Source organism: Solirubrobacter ginsenosidimutans (assembly GCF_027587205.1).
In genome coordinates this window covers 18,361-35,684 of record NZ_JAPDOD010000016.1, presented here as the reverse complement: position 1 = coordinate 35,684, position 17,324 = coordinate 18,361, and the positions used below count along the sequence as shown (strand labels likewise).

Below are 17,324 nucleotides of genomic sequence, written 5' to 3'. Positions count from 1 at the left end.
CTGGCAAGCGCTTGCCAATCGAAGGCAAAGGTTCGATTAAGGGTTGTCAACCGGCTCCAGTGGGTGAGAAAGTCCCCCCATGGATGGGGGTCGGGGGTTGGGACGCGTTTCTGCTGCTTCCAAGCGGCTTTCCGCGCCGCGGTCGCTGAAGGCGACCAACGTCGCTTCAGGTGGCGTGACACTCAAATGGACCGCGCCGAAGGGCGCGAAGCCCGCGCACTACGTGATCCTCCGCGACGGCAAGAGCCTCGGGAAGACCACGCGCAACAGCTACACGGATTCGAAGGTCACGCCGGGCACGACGTACCGCTACGCGGTCCGTGCGCTCGACAGCCACAACCGCCCGGGCTCGATGTCGCCCAGCGTGCGCGTAAAGGTCCCCAAGAAGGAGATCCTCGGCCCGCCGGCGCCGACCACCAACACGGTCCCGCCGATCGCGACGGTCACGCCGACGCCGCTGGGCAGCACGCCCGAACCCGAGCCCGCGCCGACCCCGAACCCGACGGCGACGCCGCAACCGACATCGACGCCGAGCCCGACACCGACCGCAACCCCGACGGCCACGGCGACGCCCACGCCGACCGCGACGGCCACAGCGACCCCGACCGCCACCGCGACGGCGACGCCCACGGCCACCGCGACCCCGACGGCGACGGCCACCGCGACACCGACCGCGACGGCCAGCGCGACGGCAACCCCGACCGCCACGGCCACCGCGACCGCGACGGCAACCGCAACCGCGACCGCAACGGCCACCGCGACGGCGACGGCGTCCCCGACCGCCACCGCGACGCAGACGGCGACGCCCACCCCGACGCCCCCGCCGCTGGACAACATGACCGCCGCGATGGTGGACCGGCTCTTCTGGCGGGCCGGCTTCGGGCCGACGGCCGCGCAGCGCACGACGTGGACCGGCCAGAAGTCCGCCGATCTCGTCGACTATTTCCTGAACACGCCGAGCGCGCTCGAGGCGACCGCGACGCCACCGCTGTTCACCGACGGCACGCCGATCGACCCGAACGCCACCGACACCGAGATGGAGCTCGAGTGGATCGACCGCATGCAGCGCGCGGTCAACCCGTTCCCCGACCGGCTCGCGTTCTTCTGGCACCGCCACTGGGCGATCAGCCGCGAAGAAGGCGAGATCCCGATCCCGTGGGTCATCAAGTACCGGGACCTGCTGCTCAAGTACGCCGACTTCGGCACCTATCCGGACGCGACGTTCCGCCAGCTGGCCTACGACATGACGACGACCGACGCCGCCATGTCGCTGTACCTGAACATGAACCAGAGCGTCCGCGGCAAGCCGAACGAGAACTACGCGCGCGAGTTCATGGAGCTGTTCTGCCTCGGCCCCACCGGTCCGGACGGCACGCCGAACTACAGCCAGGACGACGTCTCCGGCATGGCCAAGGCGTTCACGGGGTGGTCGCTGAACACGAACCCGACGCTGGCCGACAAGGTGACGCCGAACCCCGACTACGGGAAGATCACCTTCAGCCCGACGCGGTACGAGCTCGGCGTCAAGGCGTTCCTGACGTACTCCCAGACCGTCGCCTGGACGCAGACGCAGGCCAACGCTGCCGGGTTCGGACCCGCGCGGATCAACGAGTGCGTCGACACGGTGCTCGCGCATCGCAACCACGCGCAGTTCCTGATCCGCAAGCTCTGGGCGGAGTTCATCGCCAGCCCGCTCCCGGAGGCCACGCTGGACAGCCTGGTCAACACGTACAAGACCAGCGGCTTCAAGCTCAAGCCGCTGCTGCGCGCGATCCTCACCAACCCGCTGATCTTCGAGTCGCTGACCGAGCCGAACCTGATCAAGCCGCCGATGATCTACATGGCCGGCGCGCTGCGCCAGCTCGGCGCCCCGTTGCGGGGAACGACGCTGCAGACCGCGATGAACAACATGCAGCAACGCGTCTACCGGCCGCCGAACGTCGCGGGCTGGGAGGGCGGCATGTCGTGGCTGAACACGAACACCGTGCTCGGGCGCTGGGACCTGATCAACCGCGTGCAGTGGCTGAAGTACTCGACCAACTACACGGGGACTGCGAAGCCGCCCACCGACATCCCTGCCGAGACGGCCGCGCAGGCGTACGACCGCGCGTATGACTCCGTCAATCGCCCGTGGCTCTCGGCCGGCACGGTCACGAGCATCAAGGCCTACGCGACCGCGGCGGCGTCGAACACCGCGGCGCTGCGCATCCAACGGATCTACACCATGCAAATGCTGATGCTCGGCGGCCCCGACGGACAGGTGATGTGAGATGCGCTGCATCGAGTGCGAGGAGATCGAGCTCGCGCGGGTCCGCGATCAGCGCCCGACACAGACGCTCCCGATCCCCTACCAGGCGATGGACGGCTTCCCCGCGGGGCGCACGCCCTCGCACCTGACCCGCCGGCGGCTGATGCAGTGGGGCGCCGCGGGCGCCGCCTCGATCTATGCGGCCAAGGAACTCGGCTGGGAGCAGATCTGGGAGTCGGTCGCCGCCGCGGCTGACGCGCCGGAGAAGAAGTGCGTCGTCATGCTCTACCTGGCGGGCGGCAACGACGGCCTGAACATCGTCCTTCCGAGCGGCGGGGCGGACTACTCGGCCTACGTCGACGCGCGGCCGTTCATCCACCGCGGCCAGGGCGCCAACGCCGCCGACGGTCGCGTCGGCTCCTGGCAGATGCCCGGCCCGGCGGGCGCGGCACTGGCGTTCGCGAACGTCACCGTGTCGGGCGCCGACAACAACGGCGGCACGGCCGGCTTCGACACGCTCTTCGGCGACGGCACGGGCGGCCCGGGCTCCGACCTCGCGGTCCTGCCCGCGGTCGACGCCAAGAAGTACACGTTGTCGCATTTCGACAACAGCGACCTCTGGTTCGAGGCCAGCGCCGACCTGAACAACAAGACCGGCTGGCTCGGGCGCTGGATCGACCGCAACGGGGATGCGAACAACCCGCTGCAGGCCGTCTCGCTCGACACGGCGCTCTCGAAGGCGATCCGGACGCAGACGATGCCCGTCTCGGCCATCAACTCGCTGCCGATGACGGGCTTCAAGCCCGCGAGCAGCCTGCCGCCGTCGGGATCCAACAACACGCCGAACTGGAACGCGGAGATCGACAAGCTGACGCAGGTTCCGGTCGGCGCGGGCAACGACTACCTCGCCCGGTCGCGCTCGACGTATGGCTTGACGTACAAGACGTCGCTGCTCGCGGGCGGCGCGTACGCCCCGCCCGCCGGGAGCTATCCGACGACCACCCCGACCGGGACGACCCTGACGACGCTCTCCAAGCGCCTGCAGATGGCCGCGCACATGATCGACGTGCTCGGCACGCAGATCATCACGATCCACTGGGGCGGCTTCGACACCCACACGAGCCAGCTGATCAACCAGGACAAGCAGTTCAAGGAGCTCTCGCGCGCCCTTGCCGCCTTCCAGGCCGATCTCAAGACCCGCCTGATCGACCACCGGGTCATGACGCTGGTGTTCTCGGAGTTCGGCCGGCGTGTCAAGGAGACCCCCGACTCGAGCGTCGGCGCCAACGACGCCGGCACCGACCACGGCGCCGGCGGCCTGATGTTCGCGCTCGGCACGAAGGTCAAGGGCGGCTTCGCAGCCGACTGGCCGGGCTGCATTCCCTCCAAGCTCGTTCCGCCGAGCCCGCCCAACAACCCCAACCAGGGCAACCTGCAGGTGCCGACCGACTACCGGTCGGTCTACATGGCCGTGCTCCGCGACTGGCTCGGCGGGATCGACCCCGAGAGCTTGATCGACGGCGGCGCGATCGATCCGCTCCACCGGGGCGACGGGCAGACAGGGCTCTTCAAAGCGTGAGCTGGTTCGCGATCCTTCTCGCGCTCGCCGCGCTCGGGGGCTCCCCGAGCGCGGCGGCCCGCAAGCAGTGCGCGAAGGCCGCGGTCAGCACGCACCAGAAGCAGCAGTGCAAGACGGCCGGCAAGAAGAAGAAAACGCCCGTCGCGAAGGTCAAGCCGCGCTCGGGCACGCAACCTCAGACGCCGGGCGCGCAGCGGGACCCGAGCGCACCCACGAGCCCCGGCTCCAGTGGCGATCCATCGCCCACACCGACGCCGACTCCCAAGCCGGGCGCGACGCCGACGCCCACGCCGGTCCCCACCGCGACGCCCGATCCGGTCAAGTACCCGGCGCGAACCGGCGTCGACCTGAGCGAGTGGACGGTCCGGCCCACCTACCGGACGCTCGCGACCGGACGGGTGACGTTCAACGCGGCCAACCTGGGCGAGGACGATCACAACCTGTCGGTGCGGTCCGGCGCGACCGAATACGGCAAGGTCGACCTCGCCCCGGGCGACACCGACTCGCTCGTGCTTCAGCTCCCGCCGGGGACGTACACGCTCTACTGCTCGCTCCAAGGCCACGAGGAGCAGGGCATGCGCGCGGACATCATCGTGCGCTGAGCGCCAGCGCGCTGGCCACAGCGTCGGCGAGGTCAAGCTCGCCGCCCGCGGCCTCGGCTGCGGCGAAGCCGTCGTCGCCGAGGGCTTCGCGCAGCTCGGCGACGATCGCCTGCACCCACGGTTCCTCGTCGGGCTGGCGGATCCCGCCGGCGGCCTGCCGCAGCGCGCCCGCCGCCCCGAGCAGCTGCGCGGCGGTGTGCGGGTCGCCCTTGCGGATGGCGACCGCGGCGAGCGTCTCGAAGGACTCGGTCAGGCCCGGCCGCTCGTGCAACTGGTGCGAGAGCAGCATCGCCTCGTGCAGCAGCGCGAGCGCCGGGCCGACATCGTCGCCGCCGAGCAGCAGCCGCGCGAGTGTGCGCAACGCGGAGGAGATGTGCGCCGGGTCACCCGCGAGCCGGGCCAGCTCGATGCTCTCGGTCAGCAGCTCCACCGCGCGCTCCTGGTGCCCGGCGGCGGCGTGGGCGATGCCGAGGTTCTGCAGCATCAGGCTCAAGCCCCGAGGCGAATCGACCCCGCGCATGAACTCGGTGCCGGCCGTGAGCCGCGCGATCGCCTCGTCGTAGTCGAGCGCGTACAGCGCGAGGCTGCCGAGGTTGCCGCTGACCCGCGCCGCGCGGTAGTCGTTGCCCTGGGACTCCGCCAGCGCGAGGCTCTGCTCGAAGTAGGTCTTGGCCGCGGCGAAGTCCCCCTGCTCGCCGGAGACCGCGCCGGCGCCGTTGAGCGCGCGCTGGCGCAGCTCCGGCGGGCCGCCCTCGAGGGCGAGCGCGGCGACCAGCAACTCGTGCCCCTGGTTGAGGCTGCCGCGCCAGACCCAGTAGCGCCACAGATCCGCTCCGAGGGCGAGTGCGGTCTCGGCGTCGCCGTCGGCGACCGCGAAGGTGAACGCGGCGCGGATGTTCTCGCGGTCGGCGTCGAGCCGGTCCAGCCATTCGCCGGTCTGCGCGCTCTCCATGCCGCTCTCGCCGCCCTCGACGAGTTGCGCGTAGGCCCGCGCGTGCGCGTGGCGGACCTCGTCGAGCGCACCCGCCTTCGTCAGCCGGTCGACGGCGTACTCGCGGACCGTCTCGAGCATCTCGAAGCGCCCGTCGCGGCTCGTCAGCAGGCTGTGCTCGACGAGCGACGCGATCGCGTCCAGCGCGTCGAGCCCGCAGACCGCCTCGGCGCTCTCGAGCGTGAAGCCGCCGGCGAAGATCCCGAGGCGCTCGAACGTCGCCTGCGCGGAGGGGTCCAGCAGGTCGTAGCTCCAGCCGATCGCGGCGCGCAGCGTCTGCTGGCGCAGCGGCGCGTCGCGCGGGCCGGAGCTGAGCAGATCGAGCCGCCGGCCGAGGCGGTCCAGGATCGCGGCGGGGCTGAGGACCTTCATCCGCGCGGCGGCCAGCTCGATCGCCAGCGGCAGGCCGTCGAGGCGCGCGCAGATCTGCGCGATGTGCGCCTCGTCACCGGGCGCGAGGCGCAACCGCGAGTCCAGCGCGCGGGCGCGGCGGATGAAGAGCTCCACGGCCGGCGCGCTGGTCAGCGGCGGCACGCCCAGCTCGTGCTCGCCTCCGATCCGCAGCGCGGCGCGGCTCGTGACCACGATCTTGCTCTTCGGGGACGCCGCCAGCAGGCGGCTGAGCTCCGGCGCGGCGTCGAGCACCTGCTCGAAGTTGTCGATCAACAGCAGCAGCGCGTTGCGCGACAGCACGGCGGCGGCCTCGCCCTCACCGGCGCCGAGCGCCTGCGCGATCTCGGTCGGCACGAGGGCGGCGTCCACGAGGCCCGCCAGGGCGACGAAGCGGGCGCCGTCGCGGAACCTCGGTGCGTGCCGGTGGGCGAGCTCCAGCGCGAAGTGCGACTTGCCGATCCCGCCCGGGCCGGTCAGCGTGAGCAGCCGGACGTCGGGATCGCCCAGCAGCTCGCCGGCCGTCGCGAGGTCGTCCTCGCGGCCGAGCAGCGACGTCGGTGGGAGCGGGAGCGGCGGAGCCTCGAACAGTGCGACGGGCTCCGGTGCCGCGGACGGCGCGGTCGCGCGCAGCTCGAGCGACGGGTCGTGCGACAGGATCGCCGCCTCGAGGCGCTTGAGCTCCGGGCTCGGGTCGAGCCCGAGGTCCTCGATCAGCGCGTGCCGCGCGCGCCGATAGGCCTCGAGTGCGTCGGCCTGGCGGCCGGAGCGGTAGAGGGCGAGCATCAGCTGCGCGTGCAGGCGCTCGCGGTAGGCGTGCTCGGCGGCGAGCCCTTCCAGCTCGCTCGCGACCGTCGCGTGGCGCCCGAGCGCGAGGTCGTGCTCGATGCGCTGCTCGAGCGCGTCCAGCCGCGCTCCGGCGAGCCGGTCGGCCTCGACGACCGCCGGTCCGAGCAGCGGCGCGTCGGCCAGCGGCGGGCCGCGGAAGAGCGCGAGCGCCTCGCGCAGCAGCTCGGCCGCCTCGTCCGGCGTGGCGCTCCGGGCCTGGCGGGTCAGCGCCTCGAAGCGCTCGAGATCCAGGGCGTTGCCATCGAGCGCGATCGCGTACCCGCCGGGGCGGGTGAGGATCTTGTCCGGGCCGAGCGCCCGGCGCAGCTGCGAGATCAGCACCTGCAACGCCTTGTTGGCCGTGGCGGGCGGGTGCTCGCCCCAGAGGACGTCGATCAGCCGCTCGGGCGACACCACGTCCTGGCGGTGCTCGAGCAGCAGCATCGCGAGCAGCGCGCGCTGCTTTGGCGCATTGATGTCGATCGGCCCCTCCGGTCCGGAGACGCGCAGCGGGCCGAGGATCGCGAACTCCATGACGTCGCGAAAGCTAGAGCAGGGCGAGCGCGACGGCGCCGCTCTGTGAGAGGTCGGTGCCCGCTCTGACGGTCTGGGCGAACGCCTCGGGGCCGAGGTCGGCGCGCAGACGGGTCTCCATCCGCTCGGCGAACGCGACCTCGTCGGGCTGGCGACTCGCGCCCGCCTCCGTCCTCAGCGCGGCGGCCGCGCCCCACAGGCGGGTCGCGGTGTGCGGGTCCGCGGCCAGGGCTGCCGCGGTCTCGAGGCAGTCGACGATCCCGTTGAGGTCGCCGATCTCCTGCGACCCGACCAGCGCCTCCCGCATGAACTCCCCCGCGCGCTCGCCGTCGGTGTCGATCAGGATCCGGGCGAGGCCGCGCTTGAAGGACATCACGAGGGCGCGATCGTCGGTCTTGCGCGCGCTGACGAGGCCTTCCTCGAGCACGGCGACCGCCTTCTCGCGGTTCCCGTCACCGTCGTAGGCGAGGCCGAGGTTCTGGACGAGCAGGGCGTGCATGCGCGCATCGCCGATCTCGAGCGAGATCGCCGCGGATTCCTCGAAGCGGCGGATCGCGGTCGCATAGTCGCTCTCGTACATCGCGAGGATCGCGAGGTTGCTCTCGGCGCGGGCCTGATAAAAGCGCGCGCCGTCGGCGACGGCCAGCGCCAGGCACTCCTCGAACAGCGGCTTGGCCGTGGCGAAGTCGCCCTGCTCGCCGGCCAGGATCCCGGCGGAGTTGGCAGCGCTCATGCGCAACAGCGGCGGGCCGCCATCGAGCGCGAGCGCCGCGGCGGCCAGCGCGCGGCCTTCGGTGAGGTGGCCACGCATCAGCCAGTAGCGCCAGAGCGGCCCGATCAGGCCGAGCGCGGCCTCCGCGTCTCCGGCGGCCACGGTGTGGCGCAGCGCGGCACGGATGTTGTCGTGCTCGGCGTCGAGCCGCCGCAGCCAGTCCGGGAGGGCGGCGCCGGTCATGCCCTGCTCCGCGCCCTTGACCTGCTCGGCGAAGACGCGCGCGTGGCGGTCGCGGACGTCGTCGAGCGGGTCGAGCCGTTCCAGCGCGTACTCGCGAATCGTCTCGAGCATCCCGAACCGGCGATCCTCGTCGCGCGTCACGAGGCTCTGGTCGGCGAGCGCCTGGATGCCGTCGAGCGCGCCGGCGCCGCAGACGGCCTCGGCGATGTCGACCGTGAAGCCGCCGGCGAACACGCCGAGGCGGGTGAACAGGGTCTGGGCGTGCTCGTCGAGCAGGTCGTAGCTCCAGCCGATCGCGGCCCGCAGCGTCTGCTGGCGCTGCGGCGCGTCCCGCGGGCCCGCGCTGAGCAGGTCCAGGCGCCGGCTCAGGCGGTCGAGGATCTGCGCCGGCGTCAGCACCTTGATCCGGGCGGCCGCGAGCTCGATCGCCAGGGGGAGGCCGTCCAGCTTCGCGCAGATGCGTTCGATCTCGGGGACGCCGTCGAGCTTGAGGCGCGGGTCGACGGCGCGGGCGCGGCGCACGAACAGCGCCGTCGCCGGCGCGGGCGCCAACGCGCCCAGGGCCAGCTCGTACTCGGCCGCGAGCCGCAGCGGAGCGCGGCTCGTGACGACGAGCTTGGTCTTCGGCGAGGCGTCGAGGATGCGGGCGAGCTCGGGGGCGGCGTCCAGGAGCTGCTCGAAGTTGTCGACCACGACCAGCAGCTCACGCCCCGCGATCTCGCCGAGCGCCTGCTCGAGCTCCGGCCCGACGTGATCGGGGTCCTCGAGCGCGGCGAGCGTGATGAAGCGCGCGCCCTCGGCGAACGTCCCGCCCAGCCGGTGGGCGAGCTCGAGGGCGAAGCGGGTCTTGCCGATCCCGCCCGGGCCGGTGAGCGTGAGCAGCCGGACGTCCTCGAGCAGCTCGGTCGCGGTGACGAGGTCCTCCTCGCGGCCGAGCAGCGGCGTGGGGGGCGTGGGGAGGGTGGGCGCGGGCGCACGCGGGCGGGCCGGGGCGGCGGTCTGGACGTCGAGGCTCGGGTCCTGGGCGAGGATCGCGTTCTCCAGGCGCTGCAGCTCGCGGCCGGGCTCGATCCCGAGCTCCTCCACCAGCACGGTGCGGGCACGGCGGTAGGCGTCGAGCGCATCGGCCTGGCGGCCGGCGCGGTAGAGCGCGACCATCAGCTGCGCGTGGAAGCGCTCGCGGTACGGGTGCTCGTGGGTGAGGGCTTCCAGCTCGCTCGCCAGCTCGGCGTGGCGGCCGAGCTCGAGATCGAGCTCGATCCGCCGCTCGAGCGCGTTCAGGCGCACCTCGGCCAGCCGGTCGGCCTCGCCGTTGGCGGGGCCGTAGAGCGGGGCATCGGCCAGCGGCGGGCCGCGGAAGAGCGCCAGCGCCTCGTGCAGCAGCTCCGATGCCTGGGGCGTGGCGGCGCCGCGGGCCTGCTCGAGAAGGCGCTCGAAGCGGGCGAGGTCGAGGTCACCGTCCCCGATCGCGTAGCCGGCAGGGCGGGTGACGATCGCCCCCGCGCCCAGCGCGCGGCGCAGCTGGGAGACGTGCACCTGGATCGCCTTGGTGGCGGTCGGCGGCGGGTCCTCGTCCCACAGCATGTCGATCAGCCGCGACATCGAGACCCCGTCGTCGCGGTAGGCGAGCAGCAGGGCCGCGAGCAGGGCACGTTGCTTGGGCGCGCCGATCTGGATCGCGCCGTCCTGCCCACCCACCCGCAGCGGCCCGAGGATCCCGAACTGCATCGGCGCGGACTTTACCCGGACGTTACTGCCCCGTAGCCGTCTCCCGGGAGAGTTGCACCCATGAACTTCCTCACCGCCGGTTTCAAGGTCACTGTCGTCGACGGCCGCAAGTGGGCGCCCGCGTCCACCTGGCGCGTCTAACCCCCGCATTACCGCGACGTAACCGCCTCGCGCGATCTTGCGCGACGGACCTGTGGGTGTCGGGCATGGTTTGCCCTCAGGTCTTGCAGCAAGCGAACGACCCGCACACCCTGGGCGGGTCGTTCGTCGTTAACGCGCCGCTTCGTCGAGGATGCGGCGGATCTTGCGCGGGGTCACTTGCCCCTTGGGCCCGATCGCCTGGGCGAAGGAGCTGATCCGCAGCTCCTCGAGCAGCCACGGCACCTCGCTCAGCTCGCCGTTCACCGCGCCGGCCGGAAGCTCCTCGAGCAGCCGGCGGTGGGCGTCCTCGAGCTCGTGGATGGTGCGCATCCGGTCGCGATCGACGCCGGCGGCCTTGGTGAAGCGCTCCAGCCGCCACGCCGCGCCGCGCAGGTAGCGCTCCACGTCCGGCAGGCGTTTGACGCCGGTCGCTGAGATGAAGCCCGGGAAGACCAGCCGGCCGATCTGCGACGCGACGTCCTTGCGCACGTCGGCCAGCGCCGCGCCATGCAGGTTGTCCAGCTGCCGGCGGACCTCGCGCGCGGCCTGGAGGATGCGGACGACGTCGGCGATGATCCGCGCCATCAGCCCGTTCACGTTGCCCGCGACGTGCGCGCGGACCTGGTCGTAGGACGCCTCGTCCCACACCGGCTGGCCCATCAGCGCCGTGATCGCCGCCGTCGCCGCGTCCTCGAGCACCGCCCCGACCGACGCGTGCGGCGCCTCCATCAGCGCGAGCGCCGCCTGGTTGCCGAGCTTGTTCTGGTAGGCGCGGGCGGGGGACGGAATGGTCAATGTGAGCAGCCGGCGCATCCCGGCGCGCATGTTCAGCGCCTGCGCCTCGGCGCTCTCCAGCGCCCGCAGGCCGACCGTCGTCCCCTCGTCGACCAGCGACGGGTACGCGCGGATCGTCTGCCCGGTGCCGGGCAGCGCGACGACCTTCGGGATCTTCCCGAACGTCCACGTCGTCTGGCCCGTCCGCTCGAGCTTGCGGGTGGCCTGCTGGAGCGCGGCGCGCAGCTTCGGGCGCACCTGTTCGCGCAGCGCGCTCAGGTCCTGTCCGGAGGTGATGACCTTGCCCTGCTCGTCCTCGATGCTGAAGGTCATCTTCAGGTACGCGGGGAGGCGGGTGACGTCCCAGTCGGTGGGCGCGATCCGGACGCCGCGCTGCGCCTCGATCTCGGCCGCGAGCGCGTCGAGCAGCGGCCGCCGGCGCGGCTCAAGCGTCTCCAGCACCTTCGCCGTGACATCCGGGACCGGCACGAGCCGCTTGCGCAGCTCCTTCGGCAGTGAACGGATCAGCGCGGTGACGAGCTCGGCGCGCAGCGCGGGGACGAGCCACTCGAAGCCCTCGGAGCGCAGCTGGGGGAGGAGCTTGAGCGGCACGTGGACCGTCACACCGTCGTGCGCCGTGCCGGGCTCGAAGCGGTAGGTCAGCTTGAGCTCGTTCTCGCCCTGCAGCCAGGTGTCCGGGCGGCCGCGGACGTCCTCGGCCGCCGCCGGATTGATCAGCAGCTCGCGCGTGAAGGTCAACAGGTCCGGGCGGACCCGGCGCTCGTCGCGCCACCAGCGGTCGAAGTGGGCGCCGCTGACGAGGTCGTCCGGGATCCGGGCCGCGTAGAAGTCGTAGAGCGTCTGGTCGTCGACCAGGATGTCGCGCCGGCGGGCGCGGTCCTCGAGCGCCTCGACCTCCTCGACCAGCTGCGCGTTGGCGGCGAAGAAGCGGTGGCGCGTGTCCCAGTCGCCCTCGACCAGCGCGCGACGGATGAACAGGTCGCGGCTCAGGACCGGGTCGATCGCACCGTAGGGGACGGCGCGCCCGGCGACGATCGGCAGGCCGTAGAGCGTCACGCGCTCGGTGGCGACGACCGACGCGCGCCGCTTCTCCCAGCGCGGCTCGTCGTAGGTGCGGCGGATCAGGTGCTCGGCCAGCGGCTCGACCCAGCGCGGGTCGATCTTGGCCGCCGTCCGGCCCCACAGCCGGCTCGTCTCGACCAGCTCGGAGACCATGATCCAGGCCGGCTGGCCCTTGATGCCGCTGCCCGGCCACAGCGCGAACCGCGCGCCGCGCGCGCCGAGATAGTCGCGGCGCGAGGGGTCGCGCAGCCCGAGATGGGAGAGCAGGCCGGTGAGGATCGCCTGGTGGATGACCTCGGGCTCGGCCGGTGTGTGGTTGATCTTCAGGCCGACCTGCTTGGCCGACTGGCGGATCTGGCTGACGAGGTCCTGCCACTCGCGGATGCGCAGGTAGTGCAGGAACTCGCCCTTGGCCTGCTTGCGGAACTGGTTGACCGAGAGCTCGCCACGGCGCTCGTGCAGGTACCGCCAGAGGTTGAGGTAGGCGAGGAAGTCGGAGTTCTCGTCGGCGTGGCGGGCGTGCGCCTGGTCGGCCTGGGCCTGCTGGTCGGCGGGGCGCTCGCGGACGTCCTGGATGCTCAGCGCCGCGGCGATGACGATCAGCTCGTCGGTGCAGCCGAGCCGGTCGGCCTCGAGCACCATCCGGCCCATCCGCGGGTCGACGGGCAGCTGCGCGAGCTTGCGTCCGAGCGGGGTGAGCTTGCGGCCGGTCTCGTCGAGGGCGCCGAGCTCCTGCAGAAGCGCGACGCCGTCGCGCACCTGCCGGCGGTCCGGCGGGTCCAGGAACGGGAACTCCTCGATGTCGCCGAGGTCGATCGCCGCCATCTGCAGGATCACCGCCGCGAGGCTGGTGCGCAGGATCTCGGGGTCGGTGAAGCGCGGGCGCTCCTCGAAGTTCTCCTCGGAGTAGAGCCGGATCGCGATGCCGTCGCTCGTGCGCCCGCAGCGGCCCTTGCGCTGGTCGGCGCTCGCCTGGCTGATCGGCTCGATCGGCAGCCGCTGGACCTTCAAACGCGCGCTGTAGCGCGAGATCCGCGCCGTTCCGGGGTCGACCACGTAGTGGATGCCCGGGACGGTCAGCGACGTCTCGGCGACGTTGGTCGCGAGCACCACCCGCCGGTTGGAGTGCGGCTTCCACACCCGCTGCTGCGCCGCGGTGGACTGGCGCGCGAACAGCGGCAGGATGTCGATGTTGCTGCGCAGCCGCCCTTCGAGCGCGTCGGCGGTGTCGCGGATCTCCCGCTCGCCGGAGAGGAACACGAGGATGTCGCCCGGCCGCTCGCGCAGCAACTCCTCGACCGCGTCGCCGATGGCGTCGGTCTGGTCGGTGTCCTCGTCGGGCTCGCGGTAGCGGACCTCGACCGGGAACGTGCGGCCGGAGACCTCGATGATCGGGGCGTCGCCGAAGTGGGCGGCGAAACGCTCGGGATCGATCGTCGCCGAGGTCACGATCACCTTCAGGTCCGGCCGGGCGGGCAGGATCCGCTTCAGGTAGCCGAGCAGGAAGTCGATGTTGAGGCTCCGCTCGTGGGCCTCGTCGATGATGATCGTGTCGTAGCGGCGCAGCAGCCGGTCGTGCTGGATCTCGGCCAGCAGCAGGCCGTCGGTCATCAGCCGCAGCAGCGTGTCCTCGCGGCTCTTGTCGTTGAAGCGCACCGCGTAGCCGACCGCCTCGCCGAGGTTCACCTTCAGCTCGTCCGCGATCCGCTCGGCGACCGTGCGCGCCGCGAGCCGCCGCGGCTGCGTGTGGGCGATCATGCCGCGCACCCCGCGCCCCAGCTCGAGGCAGATCTTCGGCAGCTGCGTCGTCTTGCCCGACCCGGTCTCGCCCGCGACGACGACCACCTGGTGGTCGCGGATCGCCGCGAGCAGGTCGTCGCGGCGCGCGGAGACCGGCAGCTGCTCGGGGTAGCTGACGGCCGGAACGGCGGCGCGGCGCCGCTCGATCCGCTCGACCGCCCGCTCCACGTCCTTCTCGATCCGCTCGCGACCCTTGTCGTCGCCCTTCTTCAGGCGCTTGAGCCGCTGGTCGAGCCGATGTTCGTCCTGGAGCGTGAGCTCGGGGAGGCGCGCCCGCAGCGGGTCACGAGTGCGGGTGCCTGACACCCCTGTGAGGTTAGTCGTGGTGCAAGGAGCGCTCGAGGCGCTCGAGGCGCTCGATGCGGGCCCGCAGCGGCGGGTGCGTGTTCGGGAGGCCGAACGCCTGCTCCTTCGCCACCGGCAGCAGGTGGAACGCGTCGTGCAGCGAGGCCTCGCGGAGGTCCTTGCGGGGCATCGCCACCAAGCCGTCGGAGACCTTCATCAGCGCCGAGGCCAGCGCGGCCGGGCTGCCCGTCAGCGCCACCGCGCCCGCGTCCGCGGCGTACTCGCGGTAGCGCGAGAGATGCCGGGTCCCGTACGTGCCGATCCAGCCGATCCCGGAGGCGATCGCGCCGCCGACCATGATCGGGAACCAGCCCTGCGTCGCCACCCGCGTGCCACCCGCCAGCAGCGCCTCGCCGGGCCCGCCGACGACGGTCATGACCGCGGCGTCGCGGTTGACGACGTGCGACAGCTCGTGCGCGATCACGGCTTCGAGCTCGCGCGGCTCGAGCAGGTCCAGCAGCCCCTGCGTCAGGTGCAGCCGGAAGCCGCCGCGCTTCGTGCCCTCGATCCACGAGTTCGGCATCGGGCGCGAATCCAGCACCACGGTCGGCTTCGGCAGGTCGGCGACCACGCACAGCCGCTCGACGATCGCGTGCAGCTCGGGCGCGTCCGCGGGCTGCAGGCGCCGCCCGCGCGAGGACTCCTCGACGCGCTCGCGGATCGCCACCCACGCGCCGATGCACAGCGCGCCGAACACCACCGCGCGGATCGTGAAGGACGACATCAGGAGCATCACGGCCACCAGAGCGCCGAACACCGCGAGCGGCGTGAGCAGGCCGACCGACACCATCCGGAGCACGAGCCCGAAATCCGACGGGAAGAGGTCGCGTCGCGTCCTCATACCGACCAGTCTGCCAGATCGGCGACTCGGGCTGACGCGTCCGGCTGACACGGGGTGTTGAGAGACCTACCACACCGTGTAGTTGACAGGTTCTCATCACGCCCTCTACTGTCGCTCACCAGTCCCCGGCGACGCGCAAGGGTCTCGTGCGCGCGTCGCCGGCAACAACACGGAGGGGTTCCATGAAACACGCTCTACGCGTGGCGTCGGCGGCTGCCGCCATTGCTGCGTTCGGCATCTTTGCCGGTCCTGTGACTGCGCAGACGCCAAAACCGAGCTACTACGACGAGCTCGTCGGCAATCTCGACGCGGCCAACTCGTTCGAGACCGTCCGCCACCTCGCCAATGACATCGGCGGGCGCTTCTCCGGCACGCGCCAGGAGGACCAGGCCGCCGCCTGGCTGCAGCAGCAGATGGACGGGTTCGGATATCAGACCAAGATCAACCAGTACCACGGGCCGGCGACGACTTCGTCGGCCGTGGTTCGCTCGCCGGACACCACGCTGTATCCCGGTCCGACCTGGATCATGCGTGCCGCCGGCAACTCGCGGATGACCGGGTACGACACTCCGCTCAGCGGCGAGGTCATCTGGATCAACAACAGCGGCGCCGGCGCGGCTGACTTCCCGGCTTCGACCACCGGCAAGATCGTCGCGATCAACAACGTCACGGGCGCGGCGCTCAACACGGCGGTCGTCAACGCTGTGGCAGCGGGCGCGATCGGCGTGATCAACATGGGCACCGGCTCGACAGCGCAGGGCGCTTTCACGCTCACCGCCGCGGCGGCCATCCCGGTGGTGTCCTCCGCCGACGTGCAGTCGGACACGATCAAGGAGCTGGTGTGCGCTCCGGGTCCTGACGGCTCAGTGTTTGCCCCGCACGCGGGCGGTACCGTCGGGCCGACGCAGAACGGCCCCTGGTGCGCCGGGCAGAAGAAGCTGACGCTCACGATCGCCACCGAGACCGTCACCGCCAACACGGCGGCCACCGTTGACGCTCCCGGCCTGGCTACTCGCGCGGTCATCACCGCTGAGAAGCAGGCTGTCGGCGATGTCTTCGACACGGCGCCGATCGTCGGCATGGGTGGTCACATCGACTCGGTGTTCAGCTCGCCGGGTGCGCATGACGACGCCACTGGTGAGGGCATCTGGCTCGAGGTCGCGCGCGTCATGAAGAGCGTGGCGCTTGACAAGGAGATCCGCTTCGGCGGCTTCGGCGGCGAGGAGCAGGGCCTGACCGGTTCCACCGCGTGGGGCAACGATCACCTCTACATCAGCTCTGATACCGACAACAACCCGCTGACGTCGAACGTGGTCGCGAATCCGCGTACGCAGAGCGCTGAGGCCAAGCGCTACATCGGCCAGTGGCAGATGGACATGACCGGCACGACGTACGCTCCCGCCAGGCTGTGGGCGCTGACGGTCGACGGCAAGCCCAACCGCGTGACCGACGAGGCGTTCAAAGCCGCTCAGCGCAGCGGCATCACGACCGGTCCCGGCGGTTACTTCGATCAGTGCAAGCTGTCGCAGTCCGACCACGTGCCGTTCCACAACGCCGGCATCCCGGCGGCGCTGTTCATCCACATCGACTACCGCAAGGCGGCCAACGGTCAGTGCGCGACCGGTACCGGCTCGAACTGCACCGGTTGCAGCTACGTGACCGAGCCCGCCTACCACACGGCGCGTGACGCGATGGACAACGTCTCGCAAGTCCACCTGCAGGAGCAGCTCGACATCATCGGCGCCTCCTACATCTGGAACGCGCTCAACAAGGTTGACGTCAACGTCACCAACGGCTCCGGCCAGCCGGCCGCCGGCGCGTCCGTCAAGGCCAACTGCGGCGACGGCGTCCGTGACTTCGGCATGACCGACGCCACGGGCTACCTCGAGGTCCGCGTGCCGCACGTCACGTGCGACTTCACCGTCGCCAACGCCGGCGGCACGGCCGCCGTCAAGGGCGTCGAGGTCTTCGGCGACAAGGCGCTCCCGGTCTCGCTCACCTCGGCCAACGGCAGCGCCGGCGGCACGGTCAGCGCGACGCTGGCGCTGACCATCGGCACTCCGGCCGCCTTCGCCCCGTTTACCCCGGGCATCACGAAGACGTACGAGGCGGCCACCACCGCCAACGTCATCTCGACCGCCGGTGACGCGACGCTCAGCGTCGCCGACCCGAGCTCCGTCGCCACCGGCCACCTGGTCAACGGCACGTTCTCGCTGCCGCAGGCGCTGCAGGCTCGCGCCCGCAACGCCGCCAACACCGGCACCGCCTACAACAACGTCGGCTCCTCGGCCGCTCCGCTGAACCTCCTGACCTACAGCAACCCGGTCTCCAACGACTCGGTCGCGCTGCAGTTCAGCCAGCTGATCAACTCGGGTGACGCGCTCCGCACCGGCGCGTACAGCAAGACGCTCACCTTCACGTTGAGCACCACCACCCCGTAGGGAACGCTCAGGCCGGGCGGCGGCGCCTCATAGCCGCCGCCCGG

General features: G+C 71.6%; 8 protein-coding genes. 4 read left to right on the top strand and 4 right to left on the bottom strand.

All coding sequences use genetic code 11. The features are described from left to right. Positions 1-79: 79 nt before the first annotated feature. From OM076_RS17485 to OM076_RS46145, 3 genes are read left to right on the top strand one after another with little or no spacing between them, the layout of a single operon-like run. Complete coding sequence (locus OM076_RS17485; RefSeq protein WP_372518050.1) at positions 80-2,269, top strand: DUF1800 family protein; 2,190 nt, start codon at positions 80-82, stop codon at positions 2,267-2,269. Position 2,270: 1 nt separating this feature from the next. Further along, complete coding sequence (locus OM076_RS17480; protein ID WP_270041317.1) at positions 2,271-3,827, top strand: DUF1501 domain-containing protein; 1,557 nt, start codon at positions 2,271-2,273, stop codon at positions 3,825-3,827. Continuing rightward, complete coding sequence (locus tag OM076_RS46145; RefSeq protein ID WP_270041316.1) at positions 3,824-4,429, top strand: sulfocyanin-like copper-binding protein; 606 nt, start codon at positions 3,824-3,826, stop codon at positions 4,427-4,429. The genes OM076_RS17480 and OM076_RS46145 overlap by 4 nt, the downstream gene beginning before the upstream one ends. Here OM076_RS46145 and OM076_RS17470 read toward each other — a convergent pair. From OM076_RS17470 to OM076_RS17455, 4 genes are all read right to left on the bottom strand, one after another. Then, positions 4,416-7,172: an AfsR/SARP family transcriptional regulator gene (locus tag OM076_RS17470; protein ID WP_270041315.1), complete on the bottom strand. Its 2,757-nt coding sequence runs from the start codon at positions 7,170-7,172 to the stop codon at positions 4,416-4,418. The genes OM076_RS46145 and OM076_RS17470 overlap by 14 nt on opposite strands. Before the next feature lie 13 nt (positions 7,173-7,185). Beyond that, positions 7,186-9,855: an AfsR/SARP family transcriptional regulator gene (locus tag OM076_RS17465; protein ID WP_270041314.1), complete on the bottom strand. Its 2,670-nt coding sequence runs from the start codon at positions 9,853-9,855 to the stop codon at positions 7,186-7,188. A gap of 270 nt (positions 9,856-10,125) precedes the next feature. After that, positions 10,126-13,959, bottom strand: a complete 3,834-nt coding sequence (gene hrpA / locus OM076_RS17460) for an ATP-dependent RNA helicase HrpA (RefSeq protein ID WP_270041313.1) — start codon at positions 13,957-13,959, stop codon at positions 10,126-10,128. A gap of 10 nt (positions 13,960-13,969) precedes the next feature. Beyond that, the gene (locus OM076_RS17455) at positions 13,970-14,839 is read right to left on the bottom strand and encodes a M48 family metalloprotease (protein ID WP_270041312.1); all 870 of its coding nucleotides are present in this window, start codon (positions 14,837-14,839) and stop codon (positions 13,970-13,972) included. A 251-nt stretch (positions 14,840-15,090) separates the two neighbouring features. Between OM076_RS17455 and OM076_RS46140 the strand changes: the two genes are divergently transcribed. Beyond that, positions 15,091-17,280, top strand: a complete 2,190-nt coding sequence (locus tag OM076_RS46140; protein WP_270041311.1) for a M28 family peptidase — start codon at positions 15,091-15,093, stop codon at positions 17,278-17,280. Positions 17,281-17,324: the final 44 nt, after the last annotated feature.

Bases quoted from the DNA above. Each gene is read 5' to 3' on its own strand.
- OM076_RS17485 (WP_372518050.1), top strand. From the start codon at position 80: ATGGATGGGGGTCGGGGGTTGGGACGCGTTTCTGCTGCTTCCAAGCGG.
- OM076_RS17480 (WP_270041317.1), top strand. From the start codon at position 2,271: ATGCGCTGCATCGAGTGCGAGGAGATCGAGCTCGCGCGGGTCCGCGAT.
- OM076_RS17470 (WP_270041315.1), bottom strand. From the start codon at position 7,172: ATGGAGTTCGCGATCCTCGGCCCGCTGCGCGTCTCCGGACCGGAGGGG.
- OM076_RS17465 (WP_270041314.1), bottom strand. From the start codon at position 9,855: ATGCAGTTCGGGATCCTCGGGCCGCTGCGGGTGGGTGGGCAGGACGGC.
- OM076_RS17455 (WP_270041312.1), bottom strand. From the start codon at position 14,839: ATGAGGACGCGACGCGACCTCTTCCCGTCGGATTTCGGGCTCGTGCTC.